This is a genomic window from Variovorax davisae, assembly GCF_030316845.1.
Taxonomy (GTDB): Bacteria; Pseudomonadota; Gammaproteobacteria; order Burkholderiales; family Burkholderiaceae_C; genus Variovorax; species Variovorax davisae.
The window spans coordinates 247,575-273,374 of record NZ_JASZYS010000010.1 but is presented as its reverse complement, the minus strand read 5'-3'; the positions used below and the strand labels follow the sequence as shown (position 1 = coordinate 273,374).

At 72.1% G+C, this 25,800-nt stretch carries 25 protein-coding genes; 8 read left to right on the top strand and 17 right to left on the bottom strand.

All coding sequences use genetic code 11. The features are described 5' to 3' along the window. The 3 genes from QTI33_RS23215 to QTI33_RS23205 all read right to left on the bottom strand — a co-directional run. On the bottom strand, positions 1-1,023 hold a 1,023-nt coding region (locus tag QTI33_RS23215), incomplete at its 3' end, for a methyl-accepting chemotaxis protein (protein ID WP_286508705.1). Positions 1,024-1,144: 121 nt separating this feature from the next. Continuing rightward, the gene (locus QTI33_RS23210; RefSeq protein WP_286508704.1) at positions 1,145-1,870 is read right to left on the bottom strand and encodes an OmpW/AlkL family protein; all 726 of its coding nucleotides are present in this window, start codon (positions 1,868-1,870) and stop codon (positions 1,145-1,147) included. Between the two features lie 261 nt (positions 1,871-2,131). Beyond that, entirely contained in the window at positions 2,132-2,590 is a 459-nt protein-coding gene (locus QTI33_RS23205; RefSeq protein WP_286508703.1) for an FHA domain-containing protein, read from the bottom strand. A 216-nt stretch (positions 2,591-2,806) separates the two neighbouring features. Here QTI33_RS23205 and QTI33_RS23200 point away from each other — a divergent pair, with 216 nt between their 5' ends. Together QTI33_RS23200 and QTI33_RS23195 are read left to right on the top strand one after the other, a co-directional pair. Further along, complete coding sequence (locus tag QTI33_RS23200) at positions 2,807-3,448, top strand: response regulator transcription factor (protein ID WP_286508702.1); 642 nt, start codon at positions 2,807-2,809, stop codon at positions 3,446-3,448. Between the two features lie 76 nt (positions 3,449-3,524). Next, positions 3,525-4,061, top strand: coding sequence for a DUF4136 domain-containing protein (locus QTI33_RS23195; protein ID WP_286508701.1), 537 nt, complete (start codon positions 3,525-3,527; stop codon positions 4,059-4,061). Here QTI33_RS23195 and QTI33_RS23190 read toward each other — a convergent pair. The 4 genes from QTI33_RS23190 to QTI33_RS23175 form a co-directional block, all read right to left on the bottom strand. Further along, positions 4,058-4,456 carry a surface-adhesin E family protein gene (locus tag QTI33_RS23190; protein ID WP_286508700.1) on the bottom strand — a complete coding sequence of 133 codons (399 nt, stop codon included), beginning with the start codon at positions 4,454-4,456 and terminating at the stop codon, positions 4,058-4,060. The genes QTI33_RS23195 and QTI33_RS23190 overlap by 4 nt on opposite strands. Before the next feature lie 75 nt (positions 4,457-4,531). Next, entirely contained in the window at positions 4,532-6,343 is a 1,812-nt protein-coding gene (locus tag QTI33_RS23185) for a feruloyl-CoA synthase (protein WP_286508698.1), read from the bottom strand. Between the two features lie 40 nt (positions 6,344-6,383). Then, the gene (locus QTI33_RS23180; protein WP_286508697.1) at positions 6,384-7,334 is read right to left on the bottom strand and encodes a 3-hydroxyacyl-CoA dehydrogenase NAD-binding domain-containing protein; all 951 of its coding nucleotides are present in this window, start codon (positions 7,332-7,334) and stop codon (positions 6,384-6,386) included. Positions 7,335-7,347: 13 nt separating this feature from the next. Next, entirely contained in the window at positions 7,348-8,268 is a 921-nt protein-coding gene (locus QTI33_RS23175) for a beta-keto acid cleavage family enzyme (RefSeq protein ID WP_286508696.1), read from the bottom strand. A gap of 104 nt (positions 8,269-8,372) precedes the next feature. Here QTI33_RS23175 and QTI33_RS23170 point away from each other — a divergent pair, with 104 nt between their 5' ends. Beyond that, a complete protein-coding gene (locus tag QTI33_RS23170) occupies positions 8,373-9,095 on the top strand; it encodes a Crp/Fnr family transcriptional regulator (protein WP_286508694.1) in 723 nt (240 codons plus the stop codon). Positions 9,096-9,165: 70 nt separating this feature from the next. On the opposite strand, the gene QTI33_RS23165 is transcribed toward QTI33_RS23170, so the two are convergent. Continuing rightward, positions 9,166-9,576: a hypothetical protein gene (locus QTI33_RS23165; RefSeq protein WP_286508693.1), complete on the bottom strand. Its 411-nt coding sequence runs from the start codon at positions 9,574-9,576 to the stop codon at positions 9,166-9,168. 104 nt (positions 9,577-9,680) lie between these two features. On the opposite strand from QTI33_RS23165, the gene QTI33_RS23160 reads away from it, so the two are divergent. Next, entirely contained in the window at positions 9,681-11,963 is a 2,283-nt protein-coding gene (locus QTI33_RS23160) for a toll/interleukin-1 receptor domain-containing protein (protein ID WP_286508692.1), read from the top strand. Here the strand turns inward: QTI33_RS23160 and QTI33_RS23155 are convergent. Together QTI33_RS23155 and QTI33_RS23150 are read right to left on the bottom strand one after the other, a co-directional pair. Continuing rightward, positions 11,960-12,337, bottom strand: coding sequence for a DUF1090 domain-containing protein (locus QTI33_RS23155; protein WP_286508691.1), 378 nt, complete (start codon positions 12,335-12,337; stop codon positions 11,960-11,962). The genes QTI33_RS23160 and QTI33_RS23155 overlap by 4 nt on opposite strands. A 10-nt stretch (positions 12,338-12,347) precedes the next feature. Next, on the bottom strand, positions 12,348-13,049 hold the full coding sequence (locus QTI33_RS23150; RefSeq protein ID WP_286508690.1) for a DUF899 family protein: 702 nt from the start codon (positions 13,047-13,049) through the stop codon (positions 12,348-12,350). 99 nt (positions 13,050-13,148) lie between these two features. On the opposite strand from QTI33_RS23150, the gene QTI33_RS23145 reads away from it, so the two are divergent. Continuing rightward, on the top strand, positions 13,149-13,919 hold the full coding sequence (locus tag QTI33_RS23145; RefSeq protein ID WP_286508688.1) for a class II aldolase/adducin family protein: 771 nt from the start codon (positions 13,149-13,151) through the stop codon (positions 13,917-13,919). 12 nt (positions 13,920-13,931) lie between these two features. Here QTI33_RS23145 and QTI33_RS23140 read toward each other — a convergent pair whose 3' ends face one another. The 7 genes from QTI33_RS23140 to QTI33_RS23110 form a co-directional block, all read right to left on the bottom strand. After that, a complete protein-coding gene (locus tag QTI33_RS23140) occupies positions 13,932-14,288 on the bottom strand; it encodes a DUF3325 family protein (RefSeq protein ID WP_286508687.1) in 357 nt (118 codons plus the stop codon). After that, positions 14,285-15,910: a PepSY-associated TM helix domain-containing protein gene (locus QTI33_RS23135; protein ID WP_286508686.1), complete on the bottom strand. Its 1,626-nt coding sequence runs from the start codon at positions 15,908-15,910 to the stop codon at positions 14,285-14,287. The genes QTI33_RS23140 and QTI33_RS23135 overlap by 4 nt, the downstream gene beginning before the upstream one ends. Further along, on the bottom strand, positions 15,907-16,188 hold the full coding sequence (locus QTI33_RS23130; RefSeq protein ID WP_286508685.1) for a DUF3649 domain-containing protein: 282 nt from the start codon (positions 16,186-16,188) through the stop codon (positions 15,907-15,909). Before QTI33_RS23130 ends, QTI33_RS23135 begins: the two co-directional genes overlap by 4 nt. Next, positions 16,185-16,814, bottom strand: a complete 630-nt coding sequence (locus tag QTI33_RS23125; protein ID WP_286508684.1) for a DUF4198 domain-containing protein — start codon at positions 16,812-16,814, stop codon at positions 16,185-16,187. The genes QTI33_RS23130 and QTI33_RS23125 overlap by 4 nt, the downstream gene beginning before the upstream one ends. 40 nt (positions 16,815-16,854) lie before the next feature. After that, on the bottom strand, positions 16,855-19,335 hold the full coding sequence (locus tag QTI33_RS23120) for a TonB-dependent siderophore receptor (protein WP_286508683.1): 2,481 nt from the start codon (positions 19,333-19,335) through the stop codon (positions 16,855-16,857). Positions 19,336-19,425: 90 nt separating this feature from the next. Beyond that, entirely contained in the window at positions 19,426-20,391 is a 966-nt protein-coding gene (locus tag QTI33_RS23115; RefSeq protein WP_286508682.1) for a FecR family protein, read from the bottom strand. Further along, on the bottom strand, positions 20,384-20,917 hold the full coding sequence (locus QTI33_RS23110; RefSeq protein WP_286508681.1) for a sigma-70 family RNA polymerase sigma factor: 534 nt from the start codon (positions 20,915-20,917) through the stop codon (positions 20,384-20,386). The genes QTI33_RS23115 and QTI33_RS23110 overlap by 8 nt, the downstream gene beginning before the upstream one ends. A gap of 141 nt (positions 20,918-21,058) precedes the next feature. Between QTI33_RS23110 and QTI33_RS23105 the strand changes: the two genes are divergently transcribed. Genes QTI33_RS23105 through QTI33_RS23095 form a run of 3 tightly spaced genes read left to right on the top strand, consistent with a single transcriptional unit; the run spans position 21,059 to position 25,601 of the window. Then, the gene (locus tag QTI33_RS23105) at positions 21,059-22,270 is read left to right on the top strand and encodes an efflux RND transporter periplasmic adaptor subunit (protein WP_286508680.1); all 1,212 of its coding nucleotides are present in this window, start codon (positions 21,059-21,061) and stop codon (positions 22,268-22,270) included. Beyond that, positions 22,267-24,228, top strand: coding sequence for a MacB family efflux pump subunit (locus QTI33_RS23100; RefSeq protein WP_286508679.1), 1,962 nt, complete (start codon positions 22,267-22,269; stop codon positions 24,226-24,228). The genes QTI33_RS23105 and QTI33_RS23100 overlap by 4 nt, the downstream gene beginning before the upstream one ends. A gap of 11 nt (positions 24,229-24,239) precedes the next feature. Beyond that, positions 24,240-25,601 (top strand): efflux transporter outer membrane subunit, encoded by a 1,362-nt coding sequence (locus QTI33_RS23095; protein WP_286508678.1) that lies wholly within the window; start codon positions 24,240-24,242, stop codon positions 25,599-25,601. Positions 25,602-25,800: the final 199 nt, after the last annotated feature.

Here is a 25,800-nt window from a genome sequence, read left to right as displayed (position 1 = left end):
GACCACGCTGCCGCCCTTGACGGCGACTTCCGAAGCCGAAACCGCGAGTTGATTGGCCTGGCGGGCGTTGTCGGCGTTCTGCTTGACGGTGGAGGTCAGCTCTTCCATCGAGGCGGCGGTCTCTTCCAGCGAGCTGGCCTGCTGCTCGGTGCGCGACGAGAGATCCTGGTTGCCGGTCGCGATCTGCGTGCTGGCGGTCGACACGTTCGCGACCACGCCATGCACCTGCTGCAGCGACGCCTGCAGGGCCGTGCGCATGCCGTCGATGGCGCGCAGCAGCAGGCCGGTCTCGTCCTTGGCGTAGCTGGCTTCGGCGGTGCCGCTCAGGTCCATCGCGCCGATCGCCTGGGCGGTGGCCTCGGCGCGGCGCAGCGGCCGCGTGATGCTGCGCGACAGGCCCCAGGCCAGCAGGCTGCCGAGCACCAGCGTCACCGCCGAGCAGACGATCAGCAGCGTGGTGGTCTGCGCGCGCATGGCCTCGGCCCGCTGGGCGGCGGCGTCGAGGGCGGCGCGCTGCAGGTCGACCATCTGCTGGACGCCGGCCAGGTAGTTGACCGAGGTCGGTTCGAAACGCGACGTGAAGACGCGCTCGGCGCCTTCGAGGTCGCCCGCGAGCTTGAGCTTGCTCACCTCCTCGCGGGCGGCGAGGTAGTCCTTGCGCAGCTCGCCGACCTTCTGGAACAGCGCCCGTTCCTCGGGCGCGGTCATCTGGCCTTCGATGAATTTCTGCAGCGCGTTGGTGTCCTTGATCGAGGCCGCCGTGGCCGGCGCGAAGTACGCGATCAGGCTGGGATCGCTGCTCTTGGCGATCGCGGCCGCGCGCTGCACGCCCGAGTTGGTGTGGCGCAGCCAGTCCGAGCCGGCGCGCTCGGTCTTGACGTTGTCGGTCACCATGCCCTCGATCTCGACGCCGAGCTCGCGCAGCTTCAGCACCGCGAACACGCTGGTGGCGAGGAACAGGGCCAGGATGGCACCCAGCACGAGGGCCAGGCGCCTGCCTATCGAAAAATTGTTCAAGAACATGGTCGTGATTCCAGATGGGACAAAGGGGGACAGCCCAGGTATATCGGCAGCCTGCCGAAATACTTGAGGCCCTGCCTCGTCCGCCTGAACCAAGACCGCCGAGCGCGCTCGGGAACCCGCCTCAGAACTTGTAGGTGACCGCCAGGTACGGAACGATCGGATTCACCTTCAGGCTCGACTCGCTGGTCGCCACCGGGAAGCCGCGGGCGGTGGTGGTCAGCTTGGCCGTGGTCTTGAGCGGAATGTAGGAGACCGAGAAGGCCATGCCCCAGTGCGGATCGAACTGGTAGGCGACACCGGCGTTGAACACCGCCGTGAACGAGCTGTCGAGCTTGGCCGTGGTCGCCGACAGCGCCGAGGCCGGCAGGCCCAGGCGGTTGGCCAGCGCGCCCTGCAGGCCGGGCGTGAGCTTGACGTCGCTGTACCAGACGTAGGTGGCGCCGAGGCCGACGTAGGGGCGGAACTTGGCATCGCCGTCGTTGAAGTAGTACTTGGCCAGCACGGTCGGGCTCCACTGGCGGGCTTCGCCGAGTTCGCCGATCGGGCCCAGCGTGCCTTCGCCGGAGAGCTTGAACTTCGGCGGCACGCCCATCACGCCTTCGACCGCCCAGTGGCTGTCGATGAAATAGGTGAGGTTCAGGCCCAGGGTGTCGGAGGTGCCGACGCTGGCACCGGAGCCCGGCACTACGGCGGCGACCGGCGAGGTGAACGTGAGCGGCTTGCTCGAATCCTGCGGCGCGAAATGCAGCCAGCCGGCACCGACCTGCCAGTCACCGGCCTTCTGGGCCAGGGCACTGCCCGATCCGAGGGCGGCAAGGGCTGCGAGTGCAAAAAACTTCGTCTTCATTTGATGTCCGTGTGGGAGTGGGTAGCGAGGGGAGTCCATAGGATAAGTTGGCTGAGCAAGGGTTCACTTCCCGGTGTCACCTCGGTAACAATTCTGGATCCTGCCGCCAAGCCTCAAGTTTTTCGCCGATCTGTCGATAACAAGGCTGGTTCTCCAGGGATCTTCTAACCAGAGATCATTCGGCCCGCTTCGTGCGGGCCATTTTTTTGCCCCAAGGAAAACCGCCCCGACGGATCGGGGCGGGCGGGTGGGGCGGGGCGGTCAGACGCGCCGCTCGCCGCGGCCGGAGCGATGGCCGTCGCCATGCCGGGACCGCGCGCCCTGGCGGAAGAAGGTCGCCCAGTCGCTGCGCTCGCGCACGGCGGCATCGATGTCGACCGGCGCGTGCGACAGCGTGACCAGACGCAGCGCTTCCTCGGTAGGCAGCGGCCGGGTCTCGTACAGGAAGCGCAGCTGGCAGTCGCCGGTGCTGATCGCGTCGCCGTTGGCCAGGGCGCGCTCGCGGATCCGCGTCTTGTTGACGAAGGTGCCGTTGCGGCTGGCCAGGTCGGTCAGCACGAAGCGGTCGCCCGTCCAGTGGATCGCCGCGTGATGACGGCTGACCCCCAGACTGTCGATGTGGACCCCGCATGACGGGTCGCGCCCGATCGTGGTGATCGGGCCCTTGATGTTGACCTGCCGGACGCTTCCGTGGCGGGTCAGGACGATGAGTCTGGACATTTCAATCTCGTTGCTCGGTTGGTTGAGGTGATCGCATTTCGGCAACGGTGGGCGATTCCTGAAGTCGATCGAGTTCCGAAAACTGAGACTTAGGTCGCGCTCGCCGGGGTCCGGAGGCGGCGAAGGGCTCCCAATCGGTTGTTTCGTCCACTACGCTCGGCCCTTTCGGCGAACTGATTCGCCGTAGCCCTCTCGAGTGTCGGAAAGAACCTGGTAATGAGAAAAGCGCGCAATGTCTTCTACGTGGTGGACGACCACCCGATGATGAGAGATGCCATTGCCCTGATGCTGCGGCGGCTGCAACCGGCGGCGGGCATCATCGAGATCGATCGGCTCGACAAGCTGGCCGGCGCGGTCGAGCGCAACGGCGCCGCCGACCTGATCTGCCTCGACCTCAACCTGCCCGACACCAAGGGCTGCGACGGCGTCGAGGCGGCGCGGCGCGAGCACCCCGAGGTGCCGATCGCGGTCTATTCCGCGCTGCCGGCGGCCGACATGGAGGCGCTGTGCCTCTCGGCCGGTGCCGACATCTACATCGAGAAGGCTTCCGATGCGGCCGGCCTGATCAAGGGCCTGCGCAGCGTGCTGAAGTCCGAGCAGGACCGGGACGAAGCCCCGGCCGCCGCGCCCGAAAGCAGCGCCAGCCTGACCCGGCGCCAGGTCCAGCTGGTGCAGCTGATCGCCGAGGGGCTGGGCAATCGCGAGATGGCCGAGCGGCTCGAGATCAGCGAGGACACGGTCAAGGTCCACATGTGGCGCCTGTACCGCCGCATCGGCGTCAACAGCCGCACCCAGGCGCTGCACTACGCGCGCACCAACGGCCACCTGGCGTCGAACGCGCTCGCCAGCGTCGCCTGAGCCCGGGGCCGCGCCGGCCCGGCTGTACCATCCTGCTGCATGGCGTCCGCCGGACGCTCGCCACCCAGGAGAACCCATGATCGGACGACGATTCCTTGCCCTCGCGCTGGCGAGCCTGCTGGCGGCCTGCGCGAGCCCGGTGACCGTCAAGACCGACTTCGACGCCAAGGCCAGCTTCGACGGCTATCGCAGCTACAGCTGGATCGCCGAGCCGGCGGGCGATCCGGCCCTGGTGCCGCAGAGCGTCATCCAGGGCATCGACACCCGGCTGCAGGCGCGCGGCTGGAAGCGGGTCGCCGATGGCGAGGTGCATGTCGCGGCCCACGTCACCACCCGCGACGGCCAGACCTTCAACAACTTCTACAGCGGCATCGGCCACGACCTGCGCTGGCTCGGCTTCAGCGGCGCGCGCGACAGCGTGACGATGTCGGTCGACAACTACCGGGCCGGCACGCTGGTGGTCGACATGTTCGACGCCAGGAGCCGGCGCGCGATCTGGCGCGGCAGCGCCGAGGGCGTGCTGCCCGACGATGCGTCGCGGCTCGACGCCACGGTGCAGCGCACGCTCGACCGCCTGTTCGCGGACTTCCCGCCGGGGGCGCCGAAACGCTAGTGCGAGCGGCAGGCGGCGCGGATCAGCCGCTGGGTCGGGTTGGGCTCGACGTCGAGGAACAGCATCGGCCGGGGATTGGCGCTGTAGTCGACCGTGGGCTTGGGAGCCCCGCGCCACAGCGGCACGGGATAGAAGGTCGCCTCGACGTAGGAACCCTTGCGGGCCCGGCAGTCGAACACCACCCGGGATTCGTAGGAGCGGTAGGGCAGGCCGTCCCAGTTGCGCCGCTCGGCGGCACGGCTCACGCGCACGTTCATGGTCTTGAGCGCGCCGTCGGTGCGCACCGCGACCGGGTCGACCTCGACCGTGTCCACGCCGGGATCGTCCGGATTGCCCGTGACGGTGAACCACAGGGGCTGCGCCTGGGCCTGGCTGGCGATCAATCCGAGCAACACGAACCACCTTCTCACGTCGAGAAATCTCCGCTGGCGATGAATTTTCGATTCTAGCCAGCGGCGGCCGCGCGCCGCTTACGCGAGTCTGACCACCTCCGGGTCGTCGGCCTCCCCATGCAGCCGCACGACCTCGGCGGCGCGCCGCGCGAGCACCGCGCGCTGGTTGATGTAGCCCTTGTCGGTGATCTCGCCGGCATCGATGTCGGGCGGGGCGCCCAGCACCAGCGCCCGCACCGGGCATTGCGAGGAGCCGGCGCCGGCATCGCGCAGCTCGCGCATCACCCGAAGCAGCGCGGCGTGCAGGGCCTCGCGCGGCTGCGCCGCGGCCTGCGGGCTGGCGAACACGAGCAGCCCGATCTCGCTGCGGTCGTGGCCCGTGACCACGATGTCCTGCACCAGCGGCGCCAGCCGCGACACCAGGTCGACCCGCAGCGTGCCGACCGAGACCCAGGTGCCGCTCGCGAGCTTGAAGTCCTCGGCCACGCGGCCGTGGAACATCACGCCGCGCTCGGGCCGCGCCGGGTCCGCCAGGTAGCCGGCGTCGCCGATGCGGTAGTAGCCCTCGTCGTCGAAGGCCTCGGCGGTCTCGCGCGGCGCGTTGCGGTAGCCGGGAAACACCGACACGCCCTTGACCCGCATCTCCAGCTTGTCGCCGTTCGGCACGAACTTCAGCTCCAGCCCCGGCAGCGGCGCGCCGATGCAGCCGGCGCCGTCGAGCCGCCAGTGCGCCGAGGTGATGGCCGGCGAGGTCTCGGTGGCGCCCCACGAGGTGGTGAGCCACAGCGGCTCGGCCGGCCGCACGCGCCGCGCGACCGCCTCCAGCCTCTGCCAGGTCGACGGCGCCAGCGCCGCGGCGGCATAGAAGGCCAGGCGCAGCCGCGACATCACCTCCGCGGCCAGCGCATCGTCGGCTTCGAGAAAGGGCAGCAGCATGTCGAAGCCGCGCGGCACGTTGAACAGCAAGGTCGGGCGCACCTCGCGCAGGTTGCGCAGCGTCTTCTCGATCAGGCCCGGCGCCGGCCGGCCCTCGTCGATGTAGAGCGCGCCGCCATGGCTCAGCACCATGTGCAGGTTGTGGTTGCCGCCGAAGGTGTGGCTCCACGGCAGCCAGTCGACCAGCACCGGCTTCTCGTCGTCCAGGAAGCGCCAGGTCTGCGCCATCATCTGCTGGTTGGCGCACAGCATGCGGTGGGTGTTGATCACCACCTTGGGCCGCCCGGTCGAGCCCGAGGTCAGCAGGTACTTGGCATGGTCGTCGGGCAGGATCGCCTCGAAGGCCTGCATGACGGCCGGCGTCTCGGGCGTCTGCAGCAGGCGCTCGAAAGACAGCGCGCCAGGCACGGTGTCGGCATGGCGGCTGAAGACCCGCGGCGCGTCGAGCGCCAGGCCGTCGAGCGCGGCGCCGTAGAGCCGGGCGTCCGACGCATAGACCAGCGCCGGGTCGAGCGCGCGCAGCAGGCCGTGCAGCCGGGCCGGGTCGCGGGCCATGCGCGAATAGGCGCTCGACAGCGAGCAGGCGGTGCGGCCGATGTGCAGGGTCGCCAGCATCAGCACGGCATGGTCGATCGCGTTGTCGGAGAGGATCACCACCGGCCGCTGCGGCGGCACGCCCAGGTCGAGCAGGCCCTGCGCCACCGCGCCCACGGCCTGCCGCAGGGCGCGGTAGTCGAGCCGGCGCCAGGCCTCGCCGCTGTCGTCGCGCTCGGCCAGCGCGATCGCGTCGGGCGTCTCGCGCGCCCAGCGCTCGAGCCACTCGCCGACGCAGCGGGCGTAGGGCCGCAGCGCCACCGGCGAGCGCAAGGCGAAGGAGCCGTCGTCGAAGTCGATGCGCAGCGCGCGCGGCGGCGCGATCTGGCGCGCGTCGTCCAGGAAGCCGATGCTGGCCATGGCGTGTCTCCAGGCCGTTGTCGGGCCTTGTTGTCTTGTGTTATTCGAGGGTGGCCGAGGCGGCCTTGGCGCGGATCAAATCCAGCAGCAGGGTGTCGCGCGCCGCTTCGAGGTCGGCGCTGCGCCGCCCGTCCAGTTCGTCGGCCATGCCCTCGGTCACCTGGCGCTTGAGCTCGGCCGTCATCGCGGGGGCGCCGAGGTCGTGCCACCAGTCCTCGATCGGTCCGCCCAGGTGGTCGAGCAGGTGGGCGATGCCGCCGGCGCCGCCCGACAGGTGCAGGTTCATGAACGGGCCCATCAGCGCCCAGCGCAGGCCCGGGCCGTGCGCGATCGCGGTGTCGATGTCGGCGACCGAGGCCACGCCCTGCTCGACCAGGTGGAAGGCCTCGCGCCACAGCGCCGCCTGCAGCCGGTTCGCGATGTGGCCCTTGACCTCGCGCCGGACATGGATCGGGCGCTTGCCGATGGCCGCGTAGAAGGCCATCGCCCGCGCGATCGCCTCGGCCGAGGTGTGCGCGCCGCCGACCACTTCGACCAGCGGGATCAGGTGCGGCGGGTTGAAGGGATGGCCCAGCACCACGCGCTGGGGGTGGCGGCATTCGGACTGCACCGCGCTGATTGCCAGCCCCGAGGAGCTCGACGCCAGCAGGGTGGCGGGCGGCGCCGCCGCATCCATGCGGCGGAACAGGTCGATCTTGATGTCGATGCGCTCGGGGCCGTTTTCCTGCACGAAGTCGGCCTGGGCGACCGCGTCCTCCAGCCGGGCGTGGAAGCGCAGCCGCTCGGGCGAGGCGCCGTCGGCGAGCCCGAAGCGGACCATCGTCGGCCAGTGCTGCGCCACTGCGCCGCGCAGCCGCGCCTCGGCGCCGGGCGAAGGGTCGGTGGCCTCGACGTCGAGCCCGCGCGCCAGGAAGTAGGCGGCCCAGCTCGCGCCGATGACGCCGGTGGCGACCACCGCCACCCGTTGCACGTCCGATGGCGTGTTGCTCATGTCGGTGTCCTGTTCAGCGCGGCGCGAACTCGGGCCGGGGCGCGCCGACGCGCGGCAGGCCCATGATCTCGCGCGCCTCGGCCGGCGTGGCGGGTTCCATGTCCATCTCGCGGATGATCCGCACGATGCGCTCGGTCAGCTGCAGGTTGGTGGCCAGCTCGCCGTGGCGGTAGTAGAGGTTGTCTTCCAGCCCCACGCGCGCATGGCCGCCCAGCAGCAGCGCCGCGATGTTGGCCTCGAGCTGCGACGGGCCGATGCCGCTGACGCCGAAGATCGCGCCCTTGGGCAGGGTGTCGACCATCATCTGCAGGTTGCGCGGCGAGTAGGGCATCGCGTTCTGGAAGTTGCGGTGCACGTTCATCACCAGGTTGATGAAGTAGGGCTCGTCGTCCAGCCCTTCCTGGATCAGGGTGGTCGTGTCCTGCAGGATGTGGGTGGGGCTGAACACCTCCCACTCGGGCTTGATGCCGCGGGCCTTCATGCCGGCGGCCAGGGCCCGGCCCTTGGTCAGCGGCGTGTCCATGAGGATCTCGCGGCCCTCGAAGGAGAGGTTGAGCGTGGTGGCGTCGAGCGTGCACATCTCGGCGCCGGCGTCCATGCCCTTGATGCGCTCCTCGAAGGCGATCTCCCAGCGGTCGCCCGGCAGCGGCTTGATCATGTCGCCGTGCACCCCGCCGCCGGTGGAGTTGTTGATGACGATGTCGCAGCCGGCCGCCCGGATGCGGGTGTTGATGTCGCGGTAGACGTCGGCGTTGCAGGTGGCGCCGTCGTCGGGGCGGCGGGCGTGCAGCGCGACCACGCTGGCGCCGGCGCGCCAGCAGGCCACCACGTCGGCGGCGATCTCGGCCGGCTGGGTGGGCAGGTGGGGGTTCTGCGACTTGTGGGCCATGCCGCCGGTGGGGGCGATGGTCACGATCACTTTGCGCTTCGACATCGGTGGGTCTCCTGTGAACAGCAGGGTATTATTTTTGGCCTGCATCCCCCTGGCAGTCATCGCGACGACATTCTGGATCAGGGTTTACGAGGCGAGGATCGCCCATGCCCCACAAGCCTCACCATCAGAGACAGCACGCCTCCCTTTCCCTCTCCATCCCGGGCCTGCTCGAGGTCTCGGGCTGGTTCGCGGAGCTCGATGCCGACGCCCAGGCCCGGGTGCTGGACGAGATGCGCGAAGAGCACGTGGCGGCCGGCGCGGCGCTGTGCCGGCGCGGCGAGACCCCGCTGCACTGGTACGGCACGCTCGAAGGCCTGCTCAAATGGTCGATCACCTCGGACGACGGCCGCTCGGTGACCTTCGGCGGCCTGTCGGTCGGCAGCTGGGCCGGCGAGGGCACGCTGCTGCGCGCCGTGCCGCGCACGGCCGACATCATCGCGCTGCGCGACAGCCGGGTGGCGGTGCTGCCGATCGAGACCTTCGAGTGGCTGCACCGCACGCAGCTGAGCTTCAACCACTTCCTGCTGGTGCAGATCAACGAGCGGCTGCACTGGTTCATGGGCAACTACGCGGCGCAGCGGCTGCTGGACGCCGACAGCCAGGTGGCCAGGGCGATCGCGGGGCTGTTCCACCCTTGGCTGCATCCGCTGGGGCAGGCGCACCTGGAGACCTCGCAGGAGGAGATCGCCAATCTCTCCGGGCTGTCGCGGCAGCGGTGCAACGCGGCCTTGAACCGGCTGCGGGCGGCGGGGCTGCTGCAGATCGAGTACGGGGGAATCACCGTGGTCGACCTGGAAGGGCTGCGGCGGTTCGTGGACCAGATCTGATCACGAGGTCGCCGACCCAGGCCCATGCGCTCCGAAGCCGTCGTCTTCCGCGGCGACTTCGAGTGAGAGCCTACTGGCGGCAGGCCCGGCGACGGGCGGCCTGCGCGTTGTCGCTGGCCGCCTGCGCGCGCGCTTCGGGGATGACGCAGACCACGTCGCCCCGGAAGGCTTCGCGCCAGACGAAGCCTTGCCGGCAGGTGTTCGGCCCGTAGGCCCCCGAGCCTGCCACGCGCGTCGGCGCCGCGCGGTTCTCGGCGGCTGTCTGGGCCCGGATTTCGGGCTTCACGCAGACATGGTCGCGGCCATCGGCTTCGCGCCAGACATAGCCTTGCGCGCAGGTGTCCGGGCCGTAGTTGCAGCCGGCGGGCTGGGCCTCGGTGGCTGGCGAATGCGCGCCCAAGGCGGCGGCTGCGAGTACGACGCTGGCCCAGCGCAGGGGCGCGCGAGCCAGCGGTTGCGGTGGTTGGGTCACCATGATCATCTCCCACTTCATGGCCTCCCAGTCTAGGCAAGGCGCGCGTTTGCGCATCCTCCCGGCGAGGGGCGCCGCGTGCGCCAGCCGGCGCCATCCGCCAGAATGGCCGCGTGAAGGAAACGCCGGCCCCATCGCCTTCCCCGCAAGCCCCGAAGGCCTCGTTCGCCTCGCGTCTGTTCGGCTACGACGTGTTCGTCTCCTTCGCGCTCGGCGGACCGCCGCGCGGCTCGCAGAGCTACGCGTCGGACCTGGCCCGGCGGCTGCGCGAGCGGGACCTGAGCGTGTTCTTCAGCGAAGACGAGGCGCCCCCCGGCGCACCGTTGTCCGACACCCTGCGGCGGGCGCTGCTGCGCTCGAAGCTGCTGGTGGTGGTCGTCAACCGCGGCACGCTGGCGCTGCCCAATTGGGTGCGCACCGAGGTCGAGACCTTCAGGGCCGAGCGGCCGGGCCGGCCCGTGATCCCGGTCTGCCTCGATGGCAGCTTTCGCGACCCCGTGCTGTCCGAAGCCGCGCAGCCCTGGCTGCAGCACGGCGGAAGCATCTGGCTCGACGAGCAGCCCGATTCCGCGGCCCGGGGCCTGGCGACCGACCCGCTCGTGGCCCGGCTGCTCACGGCCCCGCGCCGGCTGACGGCGAACCGGCTGTGGCGTGCCTTCGTGGGCGCGGTGGGCCTGGGCCTGGCCGTGCTGGCGGCCCTGGCGGTGTGGCAGGCCCTGGTCGCCCTGCGCGAGCGCGACCGGGCCAACGCACTGCGCGACCAGGCGCTCTCGCGCCAGCTCGCGGCGCAGTCGACGGCGTCGCTGGTGCGCGATCCGGTTCGCGCGCTGCTGCTGGCGGTGCAATCGCAGGCGATCGTGCGCACGCCGGCGTCGGACGGCGCCTTGCTGGGGGTCATGTCGTCCTTGCCCGTCGCGCGCCTGCAGCAGCACCCGGCGGCCTTCGCCGCCCTGGCGGTGAGCCCCCAGGGCGATGCGCTGGTGCTGGCCGACGCGCATGGCGCGGTGCTGCGCGGCGCGCTGGACCGGCCGGCCGTCGAGACCGTCGTGCCACCGACGACCGGCATCAACCTCTACGGCGCCGTCACGGCCATCGCCTTCGCGCCGGACGGCCGGACCTGGGCCCATGCCGGATCGAGCCGCGAGATCACCGTCCACCAGGCCACGGGCAGCAGCACCCTGCCGGATGGCGACAAGATCGGCGAGTCGACGCCGAGCTTCGTCTTCGGGCTGGCGTTCAGCCCGGACGGCGCGACGCTGGCCGCCGTGTCGAGTGGCAGGTCGCTGCGGCTGCACGAGCTCGCCAGCCGCAGCGCCCGGCTGCTGCTGAACGCGGCGGTCGACCTCACGGCCGTGGCGTTCAGTCCCGATGGCCGCTGGGTCGTCGCGGGCGGCGACCAGGGCTTCATGCAGGCCGTCGCGGTCGCGCCCGGCGCTGCCGTTCCCAGGCTGGCGACGTCGGCCATCGGCGCCGTGGCGGGGCTGGCCTTCGACGCCTCCGGCCGCTGGGTGTTCGCCGCCTCGCGCGGCGGACGCATCGAGGTGTTCGACGCCCTGAGCGGCGAGCGCATTGCGAAGCAGGACGTGCCCGGGCAGGGCGCGCTCGAGCGGATGGCGGTGTCCCCGGACGGCCGCTTCGTCGTCACCGGCCACGGCAACGGCGCGGTGATGCGCTGGTCCTGGACCCAAGACGCTCAGCCTTGGCCGGGGCAGGCGCTGCTGCGCCATGCGGGCGCCGTGCGCGGCCTGGCGTTTGCGGCCGACGGACGCACGCTGGTGTCGGCCGGCCAGGACGGCCGGCTGTTCGTGACGCTGCCGGTCGACCTGGGCCGCTGGCAGCGATGGGCGGGGCCGGCGCCTGCGCCGCAGCAGTCCGAGGCGCGCGGCGTGCGCAGCCCGGACGGCCGCTGGATCGCCTGGCCCGGCACCACGGCGCCGCCGCCGGCGCCCTTCAGCGTCGACACCAGCGGCCTCTCCAGCGTGGAAGTGCCGCGATTGACCGTCATCCGCGCGAGCGACCGCCAGCCGGTGGTGGACGGCGCCGAGCTGCCGGGCGAGATGGGCGAATCGATCGCCGGCAACCCCGTGTTCGCGGCCGACAGCGCCCGCGTCGCGGTGCAGGTGGGTGGCCGGCTGCTGTTCTGGGACCTGCCCGCCGCCGCGCCGCTGGATGCCGCGCTCGCGCTGCCGCCGGGCGCCCGGCTGCTCGGTGCGGCGCCGGATGGCGCGGGCTGGATCGCCGGCGCCGATCCGCAGGCGCAGGAGCGCTTCTTCTTCGAGGCCGGCCTCGGCCACTGGGCGCAGGTGTCTTGCAGACTGGCCGGGCGCCGGTTGACGCTGGAGGAGTGGCGGCGCTACGTCGGCGCCGAGCGGCCCTACGCGCCTGCGTGCACCTAGGGCTGCGACAGGCGCGCCAGTTCGTCCTGCGCCGCCTGCAGCTTGGCCTGGCGGCTCGCCACCTTGTCGCTGCGTCCCTGCTTCTGCGCCTGTTCGAGGTCGCGCTGGCGCCTGGCGACCTCCTGCTCCTGCTTGCGGATGCGTTGCGCGTGCTCGGCCTTCAGGCGGTCGTCGGTGCAGCTGCGGGACACTTCGTCGAGCGCGCGCTGCAGGCCCCGCGCGCGCTGCCGCTGACCTTGCGCCTTGGCCTCGGCCAGCTGGGCGTTGATCTCGTCGTACTTCGCGCGGCAGGGGCCGCCGGCGGGAGGCTGGGCCGCGGCGCCCAGGGACAGGCCGAGGACGCCGGCCGCGAACAGGTGGTGCAAGGTTCTCATCGATGCCTGGTCAGTAGTTGAGCTTCGGATACCAATCGGTGCCGCGGCCGCCCGGCGTCAGGTCCAGCACCGACCAGAGCGAGGCGATATCGGGCGCGTCGCGCGGGTCCTGGCCGGGGTCGGCCATCTCGCGCGTCATCTCGCTGGCCCAGAACAGCCGCACCCGGTCGCCATCGCGCCGGTACACGGTCAGCGCCGGATACTCGCTGCCGTCCGGCATCAGGATACCGAGGTCCCGGGCGTAGTCGTCGCCCACGGTCTGGACGAAGTTCAGGTCGCGCCAGCCGCGTTCCTGCGCGAAGGCGTACTGCCGCTCGACCGGCGAGCGCCCCAGGATCTTGAGCGCCACCCGCTGCTTGATGTCGGCGGCGTTGCCGTTCACGGCGCCGAGCCAGTTGGTGCACATCGGGCACGGCCGTTCGCGCTGCGGCCCGTACATCCAGAAATAGGTGACCAGCGTGTCCTTGTCGCCGAAGAGGTCGACCAGGCCGACCTCGAAGGCCTGCTCGTCCTTGAAGCGGTAGTCCTTCTCGATCACCGGCCCGGGCGGCAGCGCGCGGCGCTGGGCGGTCAGGCGCGTCATGTGGCGACGGAACTCGATCTCCTGCGCCAGCAGGGCCTGGCGGGCCGTCTCGTAGTCGGCCGAGGCGCCAGGGAAGGGCGTCTTCGCCTGCTTCGCGAGTTCCACGGCCGGGGTCGGTGAGGCTGTCATGGCGGGGCTCCTCGGTGGTGCGCAGGCGATTGTGCACCGCTTGGCCCGGCGCTGCCTTCGGAGTAAGGTCGCGCGTCGGCCATCCCAAGGAGCGCGACCATGCAGATCGGCGTCGAGAACTTCGCGACCCGTGCCCCGCCGCGCTTCGAATCCACGGAGGCCGAGCGCGCGCATGCGCTGCAGCGCCTCGCGGCCACCTGCCGCATCTTCGGCCGGCGCGGCTTCTCCGACGGGCTGCTGGGACACGTCACCTTGCGCGACCCCGAGCTGCACGACCATTTCTGGGTCAACCCGGTGGGAGTCGCCATGCACCAGGTCAAGGTCTCGCACCTGGTCCAGGTCGACCCGCAAGGCCGGGTGGTGCGCGGCAGCGGCATGGTCAACCCGGTCGGCCTGCTGCTCCACACGGCGGTGCACCGGGCGCGCCCGGAGGTCAACGCGGTCTGCCACGCCCATGCGCTGCACGCCTCGACCTGGTCGGCCTTCGAGCGCCGGCTGGACCCCATCACCCAGGACGCCTGCATCTTCTTCGAGAACCAGGCGCTGATCCTGGCGCCGCGCGTGGTGCGGGACGCCGACGCGGCGCGCCGCTTCGCCGAGGGCTTCGGCCCGCACCGCATGGCCATCCATGGCGGCCACGGCATCTTCACGACCGGCCAGTCCATCGACGAGGCCGCCTGGTGGTTCGTGCTGATGAACCGCTGCTGCGAAGCGCAGCTGCTCGCCGAGGCGGCGGGCACGCCGACCCAGTGGGCGCCCGAGGACGCCCGCTGGCTGGCGTCGGTGCTCGGATCGCCGACCTTCGGCTGGCTGTCGTTCCAGACGCTCTGGGACGAGATCATCCGCAGCGATCCCGATCTCGTGGATTGACGGCGCGGAGGTTCAGCCCGCCAGCAGCCCGGGTGGCAGGCTCGCCAGCGCCAGCAGCGACGCGCCGACCCCGATGGCCGCCGCGCGCTGCGGCCGCGAGGCGAGGATGCCGGCCGCGGCCAAGGCCGCCGCGGTGAGCACGCCGAACCACAGCACCCAGCCTTGGGTGCTTCCTTGCAGGCCCAGGCTCGCCCAGAGCGAGAGCAGCAGCAAGGCGGCGCCCGCGGCGCGCAGCCAGGGCCGGCGCCGGCCCGGCGTGCTGCCGCGGCCGTAGGCGTCCTCGTGGTGCCGGTCCATCGCCAGGCCCAGCGCCAGGAAGCCGGCCAGCGCCCCCGCGAAGGCCGCGCAGACCAGCAGCAGCGTGTTCATGGCGTCGCCTCCAAGGCCTGCGCGGCCGCGGCCGGCTTCGCCTTGCGCCGCACCCGGCCGGTGAACCACGCCGCCGCGCCGAGCCCGAGGCCCAGCGCGAGCGACACCAGGTCGAAGCCCGCCACCGGCCACAGCCCGGCGCGCAGCGACACGCCCAGGTGGGTCGCCGTGGTCAGCGCATTGAGCATCGGAATGCCCGCGAACAGCAGCGCGCCGAAGACCAGCTGCGCCTGCCACATGCGCCGGGTCGGCCGCGCCAGGCCAGCCAGCAGGGCGGCGCCCCAGGCGATGAAGAACCAGCGGATCTCGACCGCCGCGCGGTCGTCGATGCCCACCGGCAGCAGGCGGTTGGCCCAGAAGTAGGCGCCGAAGGCGATCGGCACGCCCGCGATGGTGCCGAGGTTGAGCCCGTCCACCAGCCGCAGGCCGACGCCGATGCGCCCACCCTGCTTCAGCCGCTTGGCGTACTTCTGCCGCTCCTTCACCGCCCACAGCAGCAGCCCGGTGGCCACCATCAGGCAGCCCGCCAGACCGGAGACGAAGAACAGCGCGCGCAGCAGGGGATCGGAGAAGCGCGCGATGTGCAGGCCGTACAGCACGCCGCGCGTCTCGGCCGCCGCCCTGGGCGCGTCGCCCGCGGTCGACAGCAGCGCGCCGCTGACGCCGTCGAACAGCACCGAAGGCTGGTTCTGCGACATGCCGCGGCCTTCCTGGCGCGTGATGCTCACGCTCGCGTGGGCATCGTTCGGATGACTGACGACGATGCGGCCGGCCGGCGCGCCGTCCCAGTGGGCGCGGGCCTGCGCCAGCATCGGCGCCAGCGGCGCGAGCGTGGCGTGCCGGCCGGCGGCCTTGGCATCGCGCGGCCCGCCCGCGGGGAACACGTCGGCGAAGAAGGCGTCGATGCCGCCATGGTCCTTGTAGGCCACCTGCGGGCCCCACGGCATGTACATGAACATCAGCGTGACCAGCCCGGTGTAGGTGATCATCAGGTGATAGGGCAGCGCCAGCACCGCGGTCGCGTTGTGGGCGTCGAGCCAGCTGCGCTGGCCCTTCTTCGGCCTGAAGGTGAAGAAGTCCTTGAAGATCCGCTTGTGCGTGACGATGCCGCTGACGATCGCGACCAGCATGAACATCGCGCAGAAGCCGACGATCCAGCGCGCCCACAGCGTCGGGATGTAGTGCAGGTCGAAGTGCAGGCGGTAGATGAACTCGCCGCCGCGCGTGGCGCGCGCCGCGCTCGCGGCCTCGCCGCTGGCCGGGTCGAGCGCGGCGTTCTCGAAGCGCGTGCGCGGCCGCTTCTCGCCGGGCGCGGCCGGCGGCGGCGGCGGGCCGCTCCAGAACAGGCGCACCGTGGGTTCGCGTTCGGTCGGCAGGGTGATGAACCAGCGCGGGCTCCCGGGGCCGCGCTGCTGCAGGAAGTCCACCGCATGCGCGAGCGCCTCGGCCTGCGGCACCGGCGCGCGCGAGGCCGCGTGCAGCTCGGGCTGCATCCAGAAGGTGATCTCGTCGCGGTAGTAGGCGGCGGTGCCGGCGCCGAACACCAGGAACAGCACCCAGCCGACCAGCAGGCCGGACCAGGTGTGCAGCCAGGCCATCGACTGGCGGAAGCCTTCCTTCATGCGAGGCTCCCGCTGCGGCCCGCGAGCAGCAGCGCGCCGAGCGCGGTCGCCGGCACGGCCAGCCCGATCCAGGCGCGCCCGGCGGTGGGCGCCGCGAAGACCCACAGCACGGCGCAGACGTAGACCACGAACGAGGCCAGCGTGCCGGTCAGCGCGGCTTCGGCGGGCGTCGTGGGCAGCCAGAGCGCGAGCACGGCGGCGCTCAGGCCGCCGACGGCGTAGCCGCCGCCGATGGCCGCGACCGCGCGCGATGCCACCCCCAGCTTGCTGCCGCTCACTTGGCGATGAAGCTCAGCGTCGCGACATGGCGGGTCTGGGTGTAGGGCTTGCCGTCCCAGCTGCCTGCCGCGTCCTTGTCGGTGTGCGAGACCTCGGCCACGTACTGGCCCGGCCACGGCGTCTGCAGCGTGAGCTGGCCGGCGTCGTCGCTGTAGAAGCTCTTCTCCCACTTGGGCGGGCCGAACACCACCACCTTGGTCTTGGCGAGCGGCTTGCCGTTGAGCAGCAGCGTGAAGCCGTTGCTGCCCGGCGCCTGCGGCACCAGCTCGAGCGCGTGGCGCGCCGTGGTCTCGGTGCGGCCGGTGCGGGCCTGGTAGAGGCTCACCACGCCCTTGTCGCTGACATAGCCGCCGACCAGCCGGGCGTCGCCGCTGGCGCCGGCCGGCACCGAGAAGTGGTCGCTGTGGCGGGTGGCGGGCGCTTGCTTGCCGTCGGCCGCGACCGCGCGCGGCGCGGCCACGAGCTTGAGGTGGCCGGCCTCGGTCTCGCGCAGGTCATCGGCCCACTCGCCGAAGTAGGCCTTGGCCTCGCCGCCCGCCGCCGCGGGTTCCAGCCAGACGAAATGGGCGTGGGCCGCGCCGGAGAGCACCAGCGAGAGGGCGAGCAGGGTTTTCTTGAGTGTCATGGAGGGTCCTTGGGGAGTGGGTGGCAGGTTGGAGGAAGGGTCAGAAGGAGCCACGCAGGGTCACCATCACGTTGCGCGGCGCACCGTAGAAGCTGCTGCTGGTGCTCGTGTAGTACTTCTTGTCGAAGACGTTGTTCAGCGCCACCGCGATCGACAGGTTCTTGCTGACCGGGTAGCGCGCCATCAGGTCGACCGTGGCGTAGCTGGGCTGCGTGAAGGTCGCCTTGCCCGTCGGCCCGAGGTTGCTGGTGTAGGTCTCGCTCTGCCAGTTGACGCCGCCGCCCACCGTCAGGCCGTTGCCGATGCCGGCGATGCGGTAGGTGGTGAACAGCTTGAACAGCTGGTTCGGCACGCCGGTGTTGAGCCGCACGCCGGCGGCATCGCGGGCCACGCTGCGCGAGAAGCCGGAGCCGATCTGCCAGCCGGGCATGAGCTCGCCCGCGGCCTCCAGTTCGTAGCCGCGCGACTGCGTGCCCTGCGCCGCGCGGTAGGCGGCCGAGCCGTCGGGCGCGAACTGGTTCGGGATCAGCACCGGCAGGTTGTCCTGGTCGATCTGGAACACCGCGGCGCTGAGGTTCAGCTGGTCGTTGTAGAACGAGCCCTTCACGCCCGCCTCGTAGGCCACGCCTTCGAGCGGCGCGAGGTTGTCGCCGCTCAGGGTCTTGTTGGTCTGCGGCTTGAAGATGTCGGTGTAGCTGGTGTAGACCGACCAGTGGTCGCTGAGGTCGTACACCAGGCCGGCGTAGGGCGTGACCACGCCGTTCTCGCTGCGCGAGCCGAAGGTGGCCTTGCCGACGAACGGGATCCGGCGCGTCTTCTCGCTCCAGTCGCTCACGCGGGCGCCGAGGATCACCGACAGCGCATCGGTCGGCCGCAGCCGCGCCGTGGCATAGGCGCCCGACTGGTTGGTCGCGGTCTCGTTGGTGCCGGTCTGCGGGTTGAAGGGCTGCGCCGGGAGGTCGCCGTTCCAGAGGAAGAAGTTCGGGATCGATGCGTCGTAGTTGGGGATGTACCAGTTGGTATAGCTCGGCGGCTGGTCGACGGTGCGCGAGATGTTGTAGCCCACCACCAGGTCGTGCTTGCGGCCGAACAGCTCGAAGGGACCGGTGGCGTGGAAGTCGGCCGCGTTCTGCACCGGGTTCGAGTTCCACTGGTTGGGCCACAGCGCCAGGCCGGCGCCGGTGCTGCGGTTGACGTAGCCGCGCGCCGCGTAGCCGATCACGTCGTCGTAGCCGCGCTCCGAACGGTTGAAGGCCGCGTGCGCGGTCCAGCCGTTGTCGAAGCGGTGGTCGAGCGCCAGGAAGTACTGGCGCTGGTCCTGGTAGGAGTGGGCCCAGCTCGCGGCCGCGCTTTGCGAACGATCGAAGTTGGCGAGCGAGCCGTCGCTGAAGAACAGCGGCAGGCCGCTGCGCGCCGAGCCGTCGTTGTCGTGCTGCTGCAGGTCGACGCCGGCGGTGAGCCGGGTGGCGGGCGTGAGGTCGGCCTCGACGATGCCGTAGAAGATCTGCTTCTTCTCCTGGTAGCGGTCGATCCACGACGCGTTGTCCTGCAGCGCCGCCACCACCCGGCCGCGCACGGTGCCGGCCTCGTTCAGCGCGCCGCCGATGTCGACCTCGCCGCGGTAGTAGTTCCACGAGCCGGCGGCGATCGAGGCGCTGGCCTGGAACTGCTGGGTCGGCCGCTTGCGCACCAGGTTGATGGTGGCCGCAGGCGTGCCGACGCCGTTCATGAGGCCGGTGGCGCCGCGCACCACCTCGACCCGGTCGTAGGGCGCGAGGTCGCCGGTCTGCGTCAGCCAGCTGCCCAGTTGCGGGATGCCGTCGATCTGGTAGTTCTCGACCTGGAAGCCGCGCGAATAGACCGCGTTGGCGTCGGTGCCGGCGTTGCCGCTCTGCACGAAGCTCAGGCCGGTGGTGTTGCGCAGCACGTCGCTGACCTGGCGGATGCTCTGGTCTTCCATGCGCTGGCGGGTGATGACCGTGACCGACTGCGGCGTCTCGCGCAGCGTCAGCGGCAGGCCGGTGGCGGTGCCGATCGGGCCGTCGACGGTGAAGGAGCCGGTGCCCTCGCTGACGGTGTCGCGGCCGGCCGTCACGGTGACGGTGTCGAGCGAACCGCCGCCCGCGGCATGCTGCTCGCTGCCGGCGGCTTCGACGCGCGGCTGCGGCGCGGCGGGGCGCACGGTGTAGCCGCCGGTGCTGCCGCGCACCGCTTCGAGCCCGCTGCCTTCGAGCAGCAGCAGCAGCGCCTGGCGCGGCGTGTGGCGGCCCTCGATCGCCGGTGCCTGCTTGCCGCGCACCGCGTCGGCGTCGACGCCCACCAGCAGGCCGGTGTGGACCGCCAGCGCGGTCAGCGCGCTGCCCAGCGGCTGGGCGGGCTGGTGCCATTCGACGGCCTGGCTGTCGGCGGCCGGCGATTGCGCCCAGGCGCCGCCGGCCGCCACGCCCAGCGCGAGCGCGAACGCCGAGAGGCGATGCAGCGGACGCGCTGGGCGGCCGATCTTCTTCTTGCTTTGATTCATTTCCGGCTTCCTGTCATGGATGGGTGAACTCCTTCTCACCACCTATGACAATCGGCCCGCGATTTCGGGTAGGGGCCGGCGCAAATTCCTTCAGCGCGCGGCCTGGGGCGCGGGCGGACGCGGGCGCGCCGACACCCGCACCAGCCAGGGCGAGAGGCGCGACACCTCGAGCGGCAGCGCGGCCGCCAGCACCGCCAGCGCCTCGTCGCCCTGCGTCGCCGGCAGCACGCCGGTGAAGCGCAGGCCGGCCAGCGCGGGCTCGTCGGCCAGCAGCAGGCCCGAGCGGTAGCGCGCCAGCTGGCGCAGCACCTCGGCCACCGGCGCATCCTGGAACACCAGCCGTCCCTGGCGCCAGGCCAGCGCGCCGGGCGGCGCGGCTTCGGCCGGGCGGGTCATGCCGTTGCGGTCGAAGGCGGCCTGCTCGCCGGCCGACAACTCGGCGCCCTTGTCCACCGCCGCCCGCGGCCGCACCCAGACGCGCGACTCGGTCACGGTCACGGTCGTCTCGTCGGCGTCGCGCCGCACCGCGTAGCGGGTGCCGAGTGCGCGGGCGGCACCGTCGCGGTCGATCACCACGAAGGGGGCACTGCTCTTCGCCACCTCGACGTAGACCTCGCCGCGGCGCAGCCGCAGGCGGCGCTTGTCGCCGGAGAAGTCGATGTCGATGGCGCTGTCGCTGTTGAGCGTGACCCGGCTGCCGTCGGCCAGCGTCAGCTGGCGCACCTCGCCGACCGCGGTGCGCTCGTCGGCCAGCCAGACGCGCAGGGGCAGGGCGCTGCCCAGCCAGGCCATGCCGGCGACGACCGCCAGCAGGGCCCCCGCATGGCGCGCGCCGAGCGGGCGCGCCGCACGCCGCGCCGGCACCGGCGTCTGCGGCGTCACCGCCTCCCACATGCGGCGCATGGCGTCGAGCGCGCGCGCGTGCCGGGGGTCCTCGGCGCACCAGCGGGCGCAGTCGGCGCGGGTGGCGCCGTCGGCCGCCGCCTCGTCGAGCCGCACGACCCAGAGTGCGGCCTGCTCCTCGATGCTCTGCGGCGCCAGCGCCGCCTCAGTCATGGCAGGCGACGGGCTGGGCCGCGGCGCTCGCCATGCGGGCGTGGAAGTGCAGCAGCACCTTGGCCAGGTACTGCTTGACGCGGGTTTCGGACACCCCCAGATGCGCCGCGATCTCGCGGTAGGAATGGCCGTCGACCCGTGCCATGAGGAAGGCGGTGCGGCTCTTGACGTCGAGCTCGTTGGCCAGCATGGCCAGCACCTGGCCCAGCAGCTGGCGGGTCGAGGCCAGGTCTTCGGCGCTGGCCGCCTGCTCGTCCTCGGCCATCCAGCCGATCGTGCGCAGCACCTCGGCCTCGATGGTCATGCGCCGGAATCGGTTGATCATGAGCCGGCTGGCGACCACCTGCAGGAAGGCGCGCGGCTGCCGCAGCACCGGCGGCGCCGGCTGCTCCATCAGGTTGACGAAGGTGTCCTGCGTCAGGTCGGCGGCCGTGAAGCCGCAGCGCAGCCGGCCCATGAGCCAGCCGCGCAGCCATCCGTGGTGCGCCACGTACAGATCATGGAATTCCTGATGGTGCGGCGACACGGATCGGCTTTCTGGCAGAGGACTTTTGCGGATGCAATTGATAACGATTCGCATTATAGATGTAAGTACTCCTTCAAGGCTGCGCCGGACTACCCGAAATCCCGGCTCGCGCGTCATCCCTGCATGAGCTTTCAGAACCCCATGAACCCGGGCCCCGCGCGGCCTGGCCGAAGCCCCGCCCGCCGACGGCGCTGGGCGGCCCTGGTCGCGCTGCTGGCGCTGGCCGGGGCGGCGGCACTGTGGGCCGGCGGCCGCGCCGGCGACGGCGGCTACGAGACCGCCACCATCGGCCGCGGCGACATCGAGGCCACCGTGGACGCCATCGGCACGCTGCAGCCGCGCAAGTACGTCGACGTCGGCGCCCAGGTCTCGGGCCAGGTGCGGCGGCTGCACGTGCGCGCCGGCGACGCGGTCGCGAAGGGGCAGCTGCTGGCCGAGATCGACCCCACGGTGCAGCAGTCGACCGTGGACGCCAGCCGCGCGGCGCTGGCCGGGCTCCAGGCGCAGCTGGCCGACCAGCAGGCCAGCCATCGCCTCGCACGCCACCAGCATGCGCGCCAGCAGCAGATGGCGCGCGACGGCGCCACCCGCGACGAGGACGTGCAGGCCGCCGAGGCCGAGCGCGACCGGACCGCCGCGCGCATCGACCACCTGAAGGCCCAGATCGACCAGGCGCAGTCGACCCTGAAGGGCAACCTGGCCCAGCTCGGCTACACCCGCATCGACGCGCCCATGGCCGGCACCGTGGTGGCGCTCGACGCCCGCGAGGGCCAGACCCTCAACGCCGCCTACCAGACGCCCAACGTGCTGCGCATCGCCGACCTGTCGGCGATGACCGTGTGGACCGAGGTGTCCGAGGCCGAGGTGCGGCGGGTGCGGGCCGGCATGCCGGTGCACTTCAGCACCCTCGGCGGCACGCCGGGGCAGGCCAAGCGGCGCTGGAGCGGCACGGTCCGGCAGGTGCTGCCGGCGCCGCAGCAGCCGGAAGGCAAGGCCGCCGGGACGGCGCTCGCGCCGACCACCAGCAAGGTCGTGCTCTACACGGTGCTGTTCGACGTCGAGAATGCCGACGGCGAACTGATGCCGCAGATGACGGCGCAGGTGTCCTTCGTGACGGCCGCGGCGCGCGGCGTGCTGACCGCGCCATTGCCGGCGCTGCAGCCGGTGGCCGGGCAGCCGGGCCGCTACAAGGCGCGCGTGCTGCGTGCCGACGGCCAGCCCGAGCCGCGCGAACTGCGCATCGGCGTGCGCGACCGGCTCACGGCCGAGGTGCTCGAGGGGCTGGCCGAGGGCGACCGGCTGGTGACGGCCGAGCGGCCCGCGGGCAGCGGCGTGCGGAGATTCCAGTTTTGAACGCCGAGGCTGGCCCGCGCCCGCCGCTGATCGCGCTCGACGGCCTGCGCAAGCACTACGGCGGCCGCGGCGGCGCGCCGGCGGTCGAGGTGCTGCGCGGCGTGTCGCTGCGCATCGAGGCCGGCGAGTTCGTCGCCATCGTCGGCGCCTCGGGCTCGGGCAAGTCGACCTTGATGCACCTGCTGGGCTGCCTCGACCGGCCGAGCGCCGGCACCTACCGCTTCGACGGCCGCGACGTCGCGATGCTCGATGCCGACGAGCTGGCCCGGCTGCGGCGCGAGGCCTTCGGCTTCGTGTTCCAGGGCTATCACCTGATCGCCACCGAGTCGGCGCAGGAGAACGTCGAGGTGCCGGCGATCTATGCCGGCCAGCCCGAAGCGGCGCGCCACGCGCGCTCGCAGGCCCTGCTCGACCGGCTGGGCCTGGGCGACCGGCTCGGCCACCGGCCGCACCAGCTGTCGGGCGGGCAGCAGCAGCGGGTGTCGATCGCGCGGGCGCTCATGAACGGCGGCCGCGTGATCCTGGCCGACGAGCCGACCGGCGCGCTCGACTCGAAGAGCGGCGCCGAAGTGATGGCCTTGCTGGAGGAGCTGGCCGATGCCGGCCACACCGTGGTCATCATCACGCACGACCGCGAAGTCGCCGCCGCCGCGCGGCGCGTGGTCGAGATCCGCGACGGCCTCGTCGTGGCCGACAGCGCGCGCGCGGCGCCGCCGCGGTCGGCCGCGCGTGCCCAGGTCGAGCCGGCGGGCGAATCGCGGGGCCCGTCGCTCTCGACCGAGCTGCGCGACGCCTGCCGGGCCGCCTGGCGCGTGATGTGGATCAACCGCTTCCGCACCAGCCTGACCCTGCTGGGCATCGTGATCGGCGTCGCCTCGGTGATCGTGATGCTGGCCGTCGGCCTCGGCGCCCGCCACCAGGTGGTGGCGCAGGCCAGCGCCTTCGGCGCCAACCTGCTCTACATGAGCTCGGTCGGCGCCAGCTCGCGCATTCCGGGCCGCAGCGTCACCCTGGCCGACCTGCAGGCGGTGGGCGATCTGCCGCTGCTGTCGCATGTGCTGCCCAACGTCACCGGCAACAAGGTGGTGCGCTTTGGCGAGAAGGACCTGCAGACCTACGTGCGCGGCACCGGCGCCGCGATGCCCGAGGTGCAGAGCTGGCCGGTGCGGCTCGGCGGCTTCTTCAGCGCCGAGGACGACCGCGACCTGGCGGCGGTGGCGGTGCTCGGCCACAAGCTGGCGCGCGACCTGATGCCCGAGGTGCCGAACCCGGTCGGCCGCCGCATCCTGATCGAGAACATGCCGTTCCAGGTCGTCGGCGTGATGGCCGAGAAGGGCGCCGCCGCGGGCGACCAGAGCTACGACGACCTGCTGCTGATGCCCTTCTCGACCGCGGGCGTGAAAGTCTTCGGCCAGCGCGAGCCGACCTACACCGCGATGGCGGTGCGTGAAGGCGCCAGCGTCGACGCGGCCGAGAAGGCGGTCGACGAGCTGATGTTCGAGCGCCACGGCATCCGCGACTACCGCATCGGCAACGCCGCCGCCGCGATCGCGGCCAAGGCCAGGACCGAGGACACGATGACCCTGCTGCTGGGCCTGATCGCCGCCGTCTCGCTGCTGGTCGGCGGCATCGGCGTGATGAACGTGATGCTGATGACCGTGCGCGAGCGCACCCGCGAGATCGGCATCCGGATGGCGACCGGTGCCCGCCGCAGCGACATCCTGCGCCAGTTCCTGACCGAGGCGGTGCTGGTGTCGGTGGTCGGGGGCAGCGCCGGCGTGCTCATCGGGCTGGCGATCGGCGCCGGGCTGATCGTCGCGGGCGTGCCCCTGATCTTCTCGCTGCGCGCGATCGCCGGCGCCTTTGTCTGCGCCACCGCCACCGGGCTGGTGTTCGGGTTCATGCCGGCGCGCCAGGCGGCGGGACTCGACCCGGTGGTCGCACTGTCGAGCGAATGAGGAAGACAAGAATGACGAACCCCTGGCTGCGCGGCCTGCTGGTCCCGATGGTGCTGGTCCTGGCCGCCTGTGCCGCTGCCCCACCCGCGCCGACAGCGCCCGGTGCCGCCAGCGCCGACCACCAGGCCTGGTGGCACGCCTTCGGCAGCACCGAGCTGGCCGCGCTGGTCGCCGAAGCGCAGGCGCAGAACCTCGACGTCGCGGCCGCGGCGGCGCGCGTGCGCCAGGCCGGGGCGCTGGCGCGCGGCGCCGACGCCAGCCTGTGGCCCAGCGTCTCGCTGGCGGCCGGCGCCAGCCGCGAAGGGCGCTGGCGCGGCGATGCGCCGGTGGCCGGCAATGCCTACGCCGCCAGCCTGGTCGCGCGCTACGAGGTCGATCTCTGGGGCGGCCTGGGCGGCTTGCGCGAAGGCGCGCACGCCGACTGGCGCGCCAGCCGCTTCGAGCGCGACGCGGTGGCCCTCACGGTGACCGCGGGCACGGTCGCCGCGTGGCTGCAGACCGTCGGCCTGCGCGACCGGGTGGCGATCGCCGAACTCAATCTCGCGGATGCCGAGCGGCTGCTGGCGCTGGTCGAGGCACGCCAGCGCGCGGGGGCCGCGGCGCCGCTCGAACTGGCGCAGCAGCGCGGCATCGTGGCGGCCCAGCGGCGCGCGCTGCAGCAGCTGCAACGCGAGGCCGACGACAGCCGCATCGTGCTGGCGACCTGGCTGGGCCGGCAGGCGCCGACGGCGCCGGCGGCCGGCAGCCTCGTCGCCCTGCGGGTGCCGGACGTCGACGACGGCCTGCCCTCGGACCTGTTGGCGCGGCGGCCGGACGTCGCCCGCGCCGAGGCCCGGCTGGCCGCCGCCGATGCCGACATCGCGGTGGCGCGGGCGGCGATGCTGCCGAGCCTGTCGCTGTCGGGCGGCGTGGGCACCGGGGGCGGGCGCTGGCGCGACCTGTTCGAGTCGCCGCTGTACACGCTGGCGGCGGGTCTGGCGGCGCCAATCTTCGATGCCGGGAGGCTGGCGTCCGGGCGCGACCTCGCCGTGGCGCGCAAAGAGGAACTGCTGGCCGGCTACCGGGCAAGCATCGTGGCCGCCTTCGCCGACGCGCACGCGGCGCTGCAGGCGCTCGCCAGCCTGGAGGCGCAGCGCGCGACCCAGGCCGAGCAGGAGAAGCAGGCGCGGCGGGCGCTCGCGATCGCCGAGTCGCGCTACCGCGCAGGCGCCGAGACCTCGCTCACGCTGCTCGATGCGCAGCGCACGCTGTACGCGGTGCTCGACGGCGGGGCGCAGCTGCAGCTGGCGCGGCTGCAGGCGTCGGTGGGCTTGTTCAAGGCCCTGGGCGGTGGCTGGGGGGCACAGACCGCCAGCCTCGCGGCGGCACCGTGACGTCCTACTTGCCGGGCGGCGGCTTCGGGCATGGCGTTGTAGGCGTCGGCCGGCAGCACGTTGATGACGAAGGTCGGGCGTGTGGCAGTCGGTGCGGCCGCCGACCGTCACGAGTTAGGCGCCGCTTTTGAGCGTTTCCCCGGCGGCCGCCGAGGCGCCTGCGGCGAGGGTTCCGAGGAAGGCGGCGACAAGGAGGGCG

Bases quoted from the DNA above. Each gene is read 5' to 3' on its own strand.
- QTI33_RS23185 (WP_286508698.1), bottom strand. From the start codon at position 6,343: ATGGCCAGCATCGGCTTCCTGGACGACGCGCGCCAGATCGCGCCGCCG.
- QTI33_RS23140 (WP_286508687.1), bottom strand. From the start codon at position 14,288: ATGAACACGCTGCTGCTGGTCTGCGCGGCCTTCGCGGGGGCGCTGGCC.
- QTI33_RS23125 (WP_286508684.1), bottom strand. From the start codon at position 16,814: ATGACACTCAAGAAAACCCTGCTCGCCCTCTCGCTGGTGCTCTCCGGC.
- QTI33_RS23150 (WP_286508690.1), bottom strand. From the start codon at position 13,049: ATGACAGCCTCACCGACCCCGGCCGTGGAACTCGCGAAGCAGGCGAAG.
- QTI33_RS23135 (WP_286508686.1), bottom strand. From the start codon at position 15,910: ATGAAGGAAGGCTTCCGCCAGTCGATGGCCTGGCTGCACACCTGGTCC.
- QTI33_RS23175 (WP_286508696.1), bottom strand. From the start codon at position 8,268: ATGTCGAAGCGCAAAGTGATCGTGACCATCGCCCCCACCGGCGGCATG.
- QTI33_RS23120 (WP_286508683.1), bottom strand. From the start codon at position 19,335: ATGAATCAAAGCAAGAAGAAGATCGGCCGCCCAGCGCGTCCGCTGCAT.
- QTI33_RS23180 (WP_286508697.1), bottom strand. From the start codon at position 7,334: ATGAGCAACACGCCATCGGACGTGCAACGGGTGGCGGTGGTCGCCACC.
- QTI33_RS23115 (WP_286508682.1), bottom strand. From the start codon at position 20,391: ATGACTGAGGCGGCGCTGGCGCCGCAGAGCATCGAGGAGCAGGCCGCA.
- QTI33_RS23145 (WP_286508688.1), top strand. From the start codon at position 13,149: ATGCAGATCGGCGTCGAGAACTTCGCGACCCGTGCCCCGCCGCGCTTC.
- QTI33_RS23095 (WP_286508678.1), top strand. From the start codon at position 24,240: ATGACGAACCCCTGGCTGCGCGGCCTGCTGGTCCCGATGGTGCTGGTC.
- QTI33_RS23170 (WP_286508694.1), top strand. From the start codon at position 8,373: ATGCCCCACAAGCCTCACCATCAGAGACAGCACGCCTCCCTTTCCCTC.
- QTI33_RS23210 (WP_286508704.1), bottom strand. From the start codon at position 1,870: ATGAAGACGAAGTTTTTTGCACTCGCAGCCCTTGCCGCCCTCGGATCG.
- QTI33_RS23105 (WP_286508680.1), top strand. From the start codon at position 21,059: ATGAACCCGGGCCCCGCGCGGCCTGGCCGAAGCCCCGCCCGCCGACGG.
- QTI33_RS23205 (WP_286508703.1), bottom strand. From the start codon at position 2,590: ATGTCCAGACTCATCGTCCTGACCCGCCACGGAAGCGTCCGGCAGGTC.
- QTI33_RS23200 (WP_286508702.1), top strand. From the start codon at position 2,807: ATGAGAAAAGCGCGCAATGTCTTCTACGTGGTGGACGACCACCCGATG.
- QTI33_RS23195 (WP_286508701.1), top strand. From the start codon at position 3,525: ATGATCGGACGACGATTCCTTGCCCTCGCGCTGGCGAGCCTGCTGGCG.
- QTI33_RS23165 (WP_286508693.1), bottom strand. From the start codon at position 9,576: ATGATCATGGTGACCCAACCACCGCAACCGCTGGCTCGCGCGCCCCTG.
- QTI33_RS23155 (WP_286508691.1), bottom strand. From the start codon at position 12,337: ATGAGAACCTTGCACCACCTGTTCGCGGCCGGCGTCCTCGGCCTGTCC.